The sequence below is a fragment of the Flavobacterium sp. genome, from assembly GCF_043779715.1.
Taxonomy (GTDB): Bacteria; Bacteroidota; Bacteroidia; order Flavobacteriales; family Flavobacteriaceae; genus Flavobacterium.
This window is the reverse complement of record NZ_JAYWDT010000031.1, coordinates 1-10,701: the sequence shown is the minus strand read 5'-3', so window position 1 is coordinate 10,701 and position 10,701 is coordinate 1. Positions and strand designations below refer to the sequence as shown.

The window sequence follows — 10,701 nt, the reverse complement described above, 5'->3', positions numbered from 1 at the left end:
TTGAAATTTTTTTATTGATTTTTGAAATAACTATTGATTAGCCGTTAATTCTAAAAATTGTTCTTCTAAACTAACTTTTCGTTTTACAAGGTGTTCTAAACTAATATTATTTTCGAATAAATATTTGTTCAAATCTGCGGGTTCTATATTCCCTTTCAAGTAAACCAAAACTTTCCCTTCTTCTTCAACTATTTTTTCTACTGCTTGATGATTTGCTAAAACTGATTTTAAAATTTGATGATTGTCAGATTTCAATTCAAAAAAACCTTCGTTGCTTGTCATTCCGTCTACAGTTCCTGAATATAACATTTCGCCTTTACGCAAAACTAAAACGTGTGTACATACTTTTTCTACTTCATCAAGCAAATGCGAAGCCAATAAAATGGTTGTTCCTTGCGAAGCGATGTGTCTAATAATATCCCGGATTTGATGTATTCCCTGAGGATCTAAACCATTTGTAGGTTCATCAAGAATTAGAATTTCAGGATCGTTAAGTAGGGCAGAAGCAATAGCTAAACGTTGTTTCATTCCTAAAGAAAAGGTACTAAATTTACTATCTTTTCTTTCCATTAATCCTACTAATTCTAGCTTTTCTTGAACTTTAGTATAATTAATGTTTTTAATTTTGCAAACCAATTCTAAATTTTCTTTCGCCGTCATATATGGGTAAAAGTTGGGGCGCTCGATAATGGCTCCCACTTTTTTTAGTGCTTCATGTGTTTGCATTTTTCCACCAAACCAGCTGTATGTTCCCGAAGTTTTGTTTACAACATTTAGGACAATTCCCAAAGTGGTCGATTTTCCCGAACCATTTGGCCCTAGAATCCCGTAAACATTACCTTTATGAATTTCGAGCGAAAGGTTTTTTACAGCATGAACATATTTGTTATAAATTTTGTTGAGGTTGGTAATTGTAAGTATGGTTTCCAAAACTGTTTGTTTTTTGATTGATAGTAGTAAGACGAAAGACTTAGTAATTTGTTACAAACTATAAAAGAAACAAGTATTCGGTTAGAAAGGCAACTTTGTTTTATTAGCTAATTTAACAGTGTCATTTAATGTTTTTTCGACCGACTCGAAATCAAAATCATCATCATTGTCCTTTACAGATGGAAGAATTTCTTTGACAATAATTTTAATGTTTGTAACGTTATTTTTGGGTTTAGTGGTTTTAATAGTTTTAATAGTTTTTTTCCTCTGTTCAGTGATAGGTTTGTTGTTGCCTAAAATTGGACTTTTTGTGATTTTTGTGTAAAATTCTTTATCAACATCTATCATAAAACCAACTGAAAATAAATAGGATTTATCTCCTAAAGATTCAATTTTTAATTCGCTTTGAGTGGTACTATTGTTTATAATTTGATTATTCTGATTATCCAGAGAAATTAGCAAAGCATCAAATCCTAACGTGTTTAATGAAGCTGGATTTCTGTCTAGAAATTGCTCATTTTCGATTGTTATTTGACTATTAAATAAGTTTTGGCTATTTCTGTTCTTAGAAGAAAGAGGGAAATAAGTATTGCTAGAAGTGTTTTTTATACTTACTTTATCACCATCAATATTTGCATCACCTTCTAAAGCTGCAAGGGAGATTTTGGAGTTAAAAATTCCTGTTTTTGGCGTTTGAAAATCGGTTAGTTTTATTTCTATTGGCATATCATATACAGAAGCAAAACCATCGTATAAAGTAATATATCTCTCATTTGCTTTGTCGTCTTTGTATACAAAATATAAAATCCAACCACCAGAAACTCCGCCTTCTATATAACCTTCGGTCGATCTGATATTTGCCACTGTATATTCGCCATAAGGATTAGACTTTACCATTTTTGTCAAATCATAAAAACAAACGTAAGGCATGTTATTATTATATTTCTCGTTGTTAAACCCATCAAAAATTATTTGACCCGTTATATCTGAGTAGTCTTTTTGTGAAGGAATTTTTATCTTTATTTCATTAAAATTTGATTTTCTATCTCCTTCATGACTATAAAAACCATTATCCTTAAAGCTTAAAGGATAATTATAGGTTGCGCTCCAATATAAACCAGCAAAAACAATCTCTTTTGTGTTTTCTGTTGGTTTAAAGATGGCACTACTAGAAGAAAATGTCGATTTGTCGTTATCTATATCAATGTAAGACATATTTAAATCATCGTTTCTCTCAGAATTCTCACCTTGTTTGTTGTAAGCTTCATCTGTTTTTTTACCATTATTCTGGTTTACAATATTATTTGCAATAAATGTTAAATCTCCTCGTAAATAATCTTTGAAACGTATAGAAAATGGAACCTCTTCCTGCGAAAAAACAAGGTTTGATAAAAATAAAATAGTAAAAAGCAGTTTTATTTTCATTTATTAAATATGAAATTTTTTGTGAAATAAAGTTTAAATTTAACACAATTTTTTTTAAAATAAATAAAAATGCTCAATTATTTTACTAATTGAGCATCTTGATATTTATTTTCGAAATCTAAATTAAGATTTTTGTTCTTTATTAAAGTAAACCAAATAATAATACATTTGTTTTTCTTCGTCCCAGCCTTTTTCTACAAATTTTTCGGCACTTTCGGGGTTTATAAAATCTAGTTTTATTTGAATATTTGTATCCAAATTGATTACATTTTTCATAGTTCTTCTTGCGTCCGAAACTGCAGCGTTTGCAATAGGAAAACTAGTTAAATCTTCGATGCTATATTTTTCACCTTTGTCTACTTTATAGCTTTTAAATTCCGAAATTAAATCTGGATTGTCGATTACTTCGTTTAGAAATAACGATTCTTCGAACTGATCATTCTTAGCAAAATGATTTACTGCTCGGTTCATAAACATCACTTCTTCTTTTTTGTCTTCGGCAGGAAAAACCACTTCTTTTGCAAAGTTTTGACAAAATTTCAAATATTTTTTAGTCTTAAAATTTTCGTCCTGAAAAGCATCTACCGAAAGGAAATGTTCTAACCAATAACGTGCATCATAACGGTTACTGTCTACAGTAAGAATCTTGTAACCTTCTTCTTTTTTGTAATTAAAAATCAAACAACCTTTGTCAAGTTTGTTCAAATTAATTCCTTGTTGCAAAATCATTTCTAGGGTTGTTCCTTTCTCTTCAAACTGAAGGAAATCGGCTTTAAGCTCACTTTTGAAAACGCCAATAGCATCAACCACATTATTATCAATAGAAATATTGGTTAAGTGTGTTACATAAACTTCTCCGTTTTTTATATGTGGATGGTTTGATTGCTCGAAAAGGTGTTTGGTGATTTTTTTTGAAATTTCATGAGTTTTACTTGGGTTTTCAAAAATTTCGGTGGCGAATTTGAACATTTCGTTATATTCTAAATCTACTTCGTGAGCAAACTGAAAATAGTTTTCTTCCTTATCACGAAACGCTTTTAGGAAATACTCTTTTAGTAACGGCATGATTTCGTCGTTTAATCCATAAGGATTTTCAGATAAAAACATCTCTTCGTTACGACTTACATTTCCTACACGATGTATAGACAAACTTTCGATATGTGTGTTGAATAGATTAATCATTTTTTTATTTTTTAGAATAAAGAACCAAGATTAAAGACGGAACAAATGTCTCAAATCTTGGTTTTATATTATTAATGTTGTTTTAATTCGTAATTTTTGTATTAATTCCAATTCTCTTCGAATCCGTAATCTTCAAAACTATCATCACCGCTAAACATGTCTAAATCATCTTCATCTAAATCATCTTCAAATTCGTTATAGTTTTCTTCATCTTCATCGGCTAGAAAGTTCTTCTCGCCAGAATCATCGGGCATTTCTCCATGCGAAAAAATAGTTTCAGGATAAGTTGCGCCAGCAGTTATTTCTTCGATAGCAGCTAGTTCTACTAAGAATGTCCACATGTTTATAAAATCGTAAACGTAAATTATCTTTCTGTTTTCTTTGTCTAAAATATCAGAAAGAAGGTAATCGCTCATGATTTTCATCTCGCCAAGTATATCGCCAGAATCAAAAAGCGAAATTTCATCTTCCTGATTCCATGTGTCATCACAAGTATAAAAAGAACCAACTTCCATTCCGTCGAAACCAAATGAATTGAAAATCGCATTGTGCAAATCTTCTAAAGTATCGTCGGCAAGTATTGCAATATCTCTAAAAACATCATCTTCATTGTCAAGAATTACTCTGAATTTGTAAACCATAATCGTATTTTTATTAAAGCATCAAAGGTAAAATATAAATTACGAATTACGAATTACAAATTGAGATTTGTTGATAAGATTTTTTTGTATGAATACGAACTGTAAATAATCCAAAATAAAATACTTCCTTCAATAATTCTTTGAATTAATCCTTTGTAAGGAGAATCTAGATTAGCATTAAGAATCGTCACAAATAGAAAACTTATTATGAAAACCAGATAACTTATGGTTGATAATTGAGCGCCATTTTTCCATTTTCGAGAAGCAATACCTATAAGTAGAATTGAAAATGGAACAATCATATAAGTTACGAATCCCATCGAATTATGAATAAACTGTGACAAACTTGGGTTTATAAATTTAGGATTACAACCAGCATCACAATTAAAAATGCTACATATAATAGTGCCAAAACCGTAGCCAAAACCTACTCCTATAAAACCTATTGTTTTAAGACCAGATACGGGTAATGTTTTTATTGAAAATAAGGAGAAAAGGATAAATAAAATGCCACTTGGAATGTATCCAAAATACCGAAGCAAATCAGCTTTTGGCGCATCAACAGCATAAGATTCGCTTATGAATTGTGAAATATGACTGTAATTTGGATACAAAAATCCGCCAATAATGGTTGTTAAAACAAAAAATGCTACACTGAGAATTCCTGTCCAAAAGAGTAATGATGTTTTCATGTGTTTCTTTAAAATGATTTTAAAAATACAAATTAATTCTAACGATTCATCTCTAAATTTCGACAATTGGGTAAACATAAATTTTAAATTTGCAATGCATGATGCAATTTTGCTTCATCAAAACAAACATTATGAAATCAATTCTAACTTTTGCCGTAATACTATTATCAATTTCAGTTTTTTCTCAAAAAACTATTTCTGGAAAAATTGTAGATAAAAAAAACCTTCCTATTTCAGGAGCCAATATTTTTATTGAAGGTACTTATGACGGAGCAACATCGACCGAAAACGGAGAATTTAGTTTTACAACTTCAGTAATAGGAAATCAAATTTTAGTGGCTAGTTTTTTATCTTATGAGACTTCAAAAATTAGTATCGATGTTGCTAATTATCAAAATCAAACGATTGTTCTTAGAGAAAGTATCAATACGCTCGATGCTGTTGTTATATCGGCGGGAACTTTTAAAGCTGGCGATAATTCTAAAATTACGGCACTTAAAGCAATGGATATTTATACAACTGCAGGTTCTAATGCGAATATAGTTGCTGCGATGCAAACTTTGCCTGGAACACAAAAAGTAGGAGAGGACGGTCGTCTTTTTGTTCGTGGTGGCGAAGCAGATGAAACCCAAACTTATGTAGATGGGATTCGGGTATCGCAACCTTACAATGCTTCGATAAGTAATTTACCAACACGAAACAGGTTTTCGCCTAATTTGTTTAGTGGAATGTCGTTTTCTACAGGAGGTTATTCTGCCGAATACGGTTCTGCTTTGTCTAGCGTTTTGCTCATGAATTCTATAAACGAACCTGCCGAAGATGTAACCAATATCTCGATTATGACTTTGGGTTTAGGATTGGGAAAAACATCAAAATTTAAAAAAAGTTCCTTGAGTTTCGATGTCAGTTATGTTAATTTAGCACCGTATCAGTTGGTTGTTCCTCAAAAAATAGATTGGAACAAACCTGTGCAATCTATTTCTGGACAAGGTGTTTATCGATATAAATTCAATAAAGGATTATTTAAATTATACGTGACTTATGACTATACTTCGTTAGATTTGAATCAGAAAGATGTTAATTACACAGATAAAATTCGGTTCGATTTAAACAATGATAATCTCTATATCAATTCGTCTTATAAAGGTGAGGTAAGTGATAAATTGCAAATTCAAACTGGATTTAGTTTTGGTTATAACAAAAATAAAATAGGTATTGTTTCGGATAAATTAAATAATACAGAAGCTGCTTTTCATTATAAATTAAAATTTAGAAATTCTTTTTCTAATTATTTTAAATTGAATTTTGGAGCTGAAATTTTTAATACCAATTTCGATGAAAGTTATACTCCAACAGCTTATTCGACTATTAATTATGGTTATAAAAATACACAAACGGCACTTTTTAGCGAAGCCGAAATTATGTTTAGCCAAAAAGTAGCTTTAAATCTCGGAGTTCGTGGTTCGAATGCTTCAATAGTGAATAAATTTGTAGTAGAACCAAGGATTTCTTTTGGTTATAAAATGGCTAAAAACAGCCAGTTTTCTGTAGCTTACGGTATTTTTAATCAAACGGCAAAGCAGGATTATTTAAAATTTGATTCTCATTTAGATTACGAAAAAGCATCGCACTATATTTTGAATTATATGTACAACGTTAGCGGAAAAATGCTTCGTGTAGAAACCTATTTTAAAGACTATTCTAATTTGATAAAATATGATACCAACACTGCAACTTACAATAGCAATTACAATAACAATGGTTTCGGTTATGCTAAAGGGTTAGATGTCTTTTGGAAAGATAGCAAAACCGTTAAAAATTTAGAATATGCAATATCATATTCTTATATCGATTCAAAAAGAGATTACAAAAATTACACACAACAAGTTACACCTAGTTTTGTAGCCAATAATAGTGTTTCGATAGTCACTAAATATTGGATTGATAGTTTAAAATCTCAATTAGGACTAACTTATTCGTATAGTTCAGGACGACCTTACAACGACCCAAATACTGCAAGCTTTATGGCAGAAAAAACAAAATCATTTAACGATTTGTCATTTGGTTGGGCTTACATTTTGCGACCACAAAAAATTATTTATATTAGTATTTCAAACTTATTAGGTACTAATAATATTCATGGTTATCAATATGCAAATAGTAAAAATGTAAACAATGTTTATGAAAATCAAGCAATTACACCACCAGCAAAACGATTCTTTTTTGTAGGATTCTTTTGGACAATAAGTACCAATAAAAATACCAATCAGCTGAAGGATTTGTAAAATAATAATAAGAATTACATTTCATCATCAAAAAACGACAGTTCAGTAAGAAGTAATTTTAAAACAAAAACAATCAACATAAATTTACATCAGAATTAAAAATAACATTAAATAAAAACAATTAAAAAACTAGAAATTATGACAAAAGTTATCATCGCAATCGCATTTTTTGTAACCAGTTTAGTAAGTGCTCAAGGACAATTTGAACAAGGAATGGGCAAAGCATTCGGATTATGGAAAGAAGGAAAAAGCACCGAAGCATCAGACTTATTTGAGCGAATTGCATCAGCAGAAAAAAACAGTTGGTTGCCTAATTATTATGTGGCATTGGTAAACACAACATCGGCATTTGGAACACAGGACAAAGAAAAAATAAATAATTTATTAACTAAAGCGCAATTAGTACTTAGTATTGAAATGATTAAAAACCCAAACAATGCTGAGCTTTTAGTCATGCAAGCCATGATTCATACTGCATGGATAGTGGCTGATCCTATGACAAACGGAATGAAATTATCTGGTCCTGTAATGGAATTATATGCAAAAGCACAAGCTATTGCGCCCGAAAATCCTAGAGTTGTTTTTTGCAAAGCAGAATTTGAAATAAATGGTGCAAAATATTTTGGTGGAGATACAAAACCAATGTGTACGCAAATTGAAAAAGCTGTCGGACTTTTTGCTACTTTTAAACCAGAAAGTCAATTTCACCCAAAATGGGGATTAGACAGAGCAACTGAAGCATTGAAAGGTTGTAAATAGAAAACAAAAAGGCCAAAAGATAATAGAGAAAAAATGGAAAATCAAAGAATAAAAACATTTGCACAAATTAAAAAAGGAGCTATTGCTTGCCTAAAAATTGCCGTGATATTTACCTTAATTTTTACAGTTATAATCAATCAGGATTTTAATTTAAAAAATATTGGGTTCTCTTTCCTAATAAGTTTATTGTATTCTTTTGGTCTAGGTTTTGGTAATGGTTTGATAAATAATTTGTTAGACAGAAAATGGGATTGGCTGGAACAAACAAATCTAAGGGTTTATTTTGGGATTGTAACCACTGTTTTGTATACTATTCCAGTAGTTTTAGGAATAAATTATGTGATTTTTGTGTTTTTAAATAAATTACCATCAAGTGATTTTTTTAGTGAGAGAATGATTTGGATACATCTTTTCTATGTTATTTTATCGCTTGGAGTTTCGGTTTTTATGCACGCAAGAAGCTTTATGGTCAATTGGAAAAATGTAAGCAAAAAAGAAGTTACTGAACAGAAAATTATTGCAGGAACAGCAAATGCTAAGTTCGAAAGCCTGAAAAACCAAATCGATCCCCATTTTTTGTTTAATAGCCTAAATGTTTTAAGCTCTTTGATAGAAGAAAATCCAGAAAATGCACAACGATTTACCACTTCATTGTCTAAAGTTTACCGTTATGTTCTCGAACAAAAAGACAAAGAATTGGTTTCGGTTGAAGAAGAATTATCGTTTGCAAAAACGTATATGAATTTGTTAAAAATGCGTTTCGAGAATAGTTTAACATATGAATTGCCAACAGAAAATATCAATCCAGAAGCAAAAGTAGTTCCACTTTCATTACAACTTTTATTAGAAAATACGGTAAAACACAATGTTGTATCGGAACAAAAACCATTAAATATTAAAATTTTTATTGAAGGTGATTGTTTAGTTATTCAAAATAATTTTCAGAAAAAAGAAGTTTTACAAGATAGGCAGGGAGTTGGTTTGCAAAACATCATCAATCGGTACGGAATCATTTCTAACAGGAAAGTACTAATAGAACAAAACGAAAATACATTTAGTGTCAAAATACCAGTTTTAACGAAACAAATCGCCTTTATGGAAACAAAAAATATAATAAACGAGAATATGGCTTATGTTAGAGCCAAAGAAAGAGTTGGAAAGATTAAAGGATTTTACGGAAACCTGATTTCCTATTGCACAGTAATTCCAATTTTAATTATTATAAACTTAAATACTAGTTCTGGTTTTCAGTGGTTTTGGTTCCCAATGTTGGGTTGGGGAATGGGAGTTACATTTCACGCAATAGAAACTTTTGGATATGGGAAAAATTGGGAAGAACGTAAAATACAAGAATTTTTGAATAAGGATAAAAACAAAAAATGGAACTAATGGAAGCAAATCAAAATAACATCGAAAAATACCTTGCTGCAAAAAAGAAAGTACAAGAAATAAAAGGTTTTTACGGAAATCTTATTTCTTATATTCTAGTAAATTTATTTTTTATATTTATAAACTTAAAATATTCACCAGAGCATATTTGGTTCTTTTGGCCCATGATAGGTTGGGGAATTGGAATTCTTTTTCACGGAATGAAAGTTTTTAATTACATGCCATTTCTTGGTAAAGACTGGGAGGAAAGAAAAATTGCTCAGTATATGAAGGAAGAAGAAAACAATAATAATTTAAAAAAATAGTTGAAATGGAAACGAATTCAAACGAAGAAATAAGGTACCAGGAAGTTGTGAAACGAGTTAAGAAACTAAAAGGATTTTATTCCCATTTAGCTGTTTATATCGTAGTAAATATCATGATTATTATTCTTAATATTCAAGATTTAGAACCTGGTGAAAGTTATTTTAGGAAAGAAAACTTTTTTACAGCATTTTTCTGGGGATTAGGATTACTAGCCCACGCGCTTTCTACTTTTGTGCCAACATGGTTTTTAGGAAATAACTGGGAAGAAAGAAAAATTAAAGAACTAATAGAAAAAGAGAAAAACGAAAAATGGGAGTAATTAGTTTCAAAGATTCAAAGGTTCAAATTTTTTTGAGTATTTTGTTAAACTTTGCACCTTTGTATCTTTGCACCTCAGAACCTTTACAACTTTGAAACTAAAAATGAAAACAATAATAATTGAAGACGAAAAACCAGCGGCAAGATTATTGCAACGCAAGCTCGAAAAACTGAATATAAAAGTCGATGTGATGTTGCATTCTGTCGAAGAATCGATAGCTTGGTTTTCTAATAACGAACACCCGGATTTGATATTTCTAGACATTCAATTATCTGATGGATTGTCGTTTGAAATTTTTGAAAAAGTAGCTATAAAATCGGCAATAATTTTCACAACGGCCTATGACGAATATGCTCTAAAAGCTTTCAAATTAAATTCGATAGATTATCTCTTGAAACCAATTGATGAAGATGAATTAGAAGTAGCCGTTACAAAATTTAAAGCTAATTTGCCCAAACCAGAAACCAGTTTGCAAATAGATTTCGATCAAATAAAAAAAATGCTTCAAAACCCATTTGATAAAAATTATAAAACCCGATTTACGGTTAAAATTGGACAGCAACTAAAAGTTATTTTGATAGATGAAATAGAATGTTTTTATAGTGAAAATAAAGGAACTTATATTCACACTTCTGACAACAGAGATTATCTTATCGATTCAACTCTCGAAGTTTTAGAGCAAGATTTAGATCCAAAAAATTTCTTTCGTATCAGTCGAAAATTTATTGTTCCTCTCAAGTCTATTAAAGAAATTTTATTGTATTCTAATTCAA

General features: G+C 30.3%; 11 protein-coding genes. 6 read left to right on the top strand and 5 right to left on the bottom strand.

What is annotated here, in order from left to right; genetic code table 11:
• Positions 1–30: 30 nt before the first annotated feature.
• The 5 genes from ACH2BG_RS01305 to ACH2BG_RS01285 all read right to left on the bottom strand — a co-directional run bounded on the left by ACH2BG_RS01305 (position 31) and on the right by ACH2BG_RS01285 (position 4,870).
• On the bottom strand, positions 31–930 hold the full coding sequence (locus tag ACH2BG_RS01305) for an ABC transporter ATP-binding protein (protein ID WP_395045929.1): 900 nt from the start codon (positions 928–930) through the stop codon (positions 31–33).
• 81 nt (positions 931–1,011) lie between these two features.
• Entirely contained in the window at positions 1,012–2,355 is a 1,344-nt protein-coding gene (locus ACH2BG_RS01300) for a hypothetical protein (RefSeq protein ID WP_395045928.1), read from the bottom strand.
• A gap of 123 nt (positions 2,356–2,478) precedes the next feature.
• A complete protein-coding gene (locus ACH2BG_RS01295) occupies positions 2,479–3,537 on the bottom strand; it encodes a nucleoid-associated protein (protein WP_395045927.1) in 1,059 nt (352 codons plus the stop codon).
• Positions 3,538–3,638: 101 nt separating this feature from the next.
• Complete coding sequence (locus ACH2BG_RS01290; protein WP_395045926.1) at positions 3,639–4,178, bottom strand: hypothetical protein; 540 nt, start codon at positions 4,176–4,178, stop codon at positions 3,639–3,641.
• A gap of 53 nt (positions 4,179–4,231) precedes the next feature.
• The gene (locus ACH2BG_RS01285) at positions 4,232–4,870 is read right to left on the bottom strand and encodes a DUF998 domain-containing protein (protein ID WP_395045925.1); all 639 of its coding nucleotides are present in this window, start codon (positions 4,868–4,870) and stop codon (positions 4,232–4,234) included.
• Positions 4,871–5,001: 131 nt separating this feature from the next.
• Here ACH2BG_RS01285 and ACH2BG_RS01280 point away from each other — a divergent pair, with 131 nt between their 5' ends.
• From ACH2BG_RS01280 to ACH2BG_RS01255, 6 genes are all read left to right on the top strand, one after another.
• A complete protein-coding gene (locus ACH2BG_RS01280; RefSeq protein WP_395045924.1) occupies positions 5,002–7,155 on the top strand; it encodes a TonB-dependent receptor domain-containing protein in 2,154 nt (717 codons plus the stop codon).
• A gap of 138 nt (positions 7,156–7,293) precedes the next feature.
• Positions 7,294–7,914: a hypothetical protein gene (locus tag ACH2BG_RS01275; protein WP_395045923.1), complete on the top strand. Its 621-nt coding sequence runs from the start codon at positions 7,294–7,296 to the stop codon at positions 7,912–7,914.
• 33 nt (positions 7,915–7,947) lie between these two features.
• Positions 7,948–9,303: a 2TM domain-containing protein gene (locus tag ACH2BG_RS01270; RefSeq protein WP_395045922.1), complete on the top strand. Its 1,356-nt coding sequence runs from the start codon at positions 7,948–7,950 to the stop codon at positions 9,301–9,303.
• The gene (locus tag ACH2BG_RS01265) at positions 9,303–9,608 is read left to right on the top strand and encodes a 2TM domain-containing protein (RefSeq protein ID WP_395045921.1); all 306 of its coding nucleotides are present in this window, start codon (positions 9,303–9,305) and stop codon (positions 9,606–9,608) included. Before ACH2BG_RS01270 ends, ACH2BG_RS01265 begins: the two co-directional genes overlap by 1 nt.
• A gap of 5 nt (positions 9,609–9,613) precedes the next feature.
• Positions 9,614–9,928, top strand: a complete 315-nt coding sequence (locus ACH2BG_RS01260; protein ID WP_395045920.1) for a 2TM domain-containing protein — start codon at positions 9,614–9,616, stop codon at positions 9,926–9,928.
• Positions 9,929–10,031: 103 nt separating this feature from the next.
• On the top strand, positions 10,032–10,701 hold a 670-nt coding region (locus ACH2BG_RS01255; RefSeq protein ID WP_395045919.1), incomplete at its 3' end, for a LytR/AlgR family response regulator transcription factor.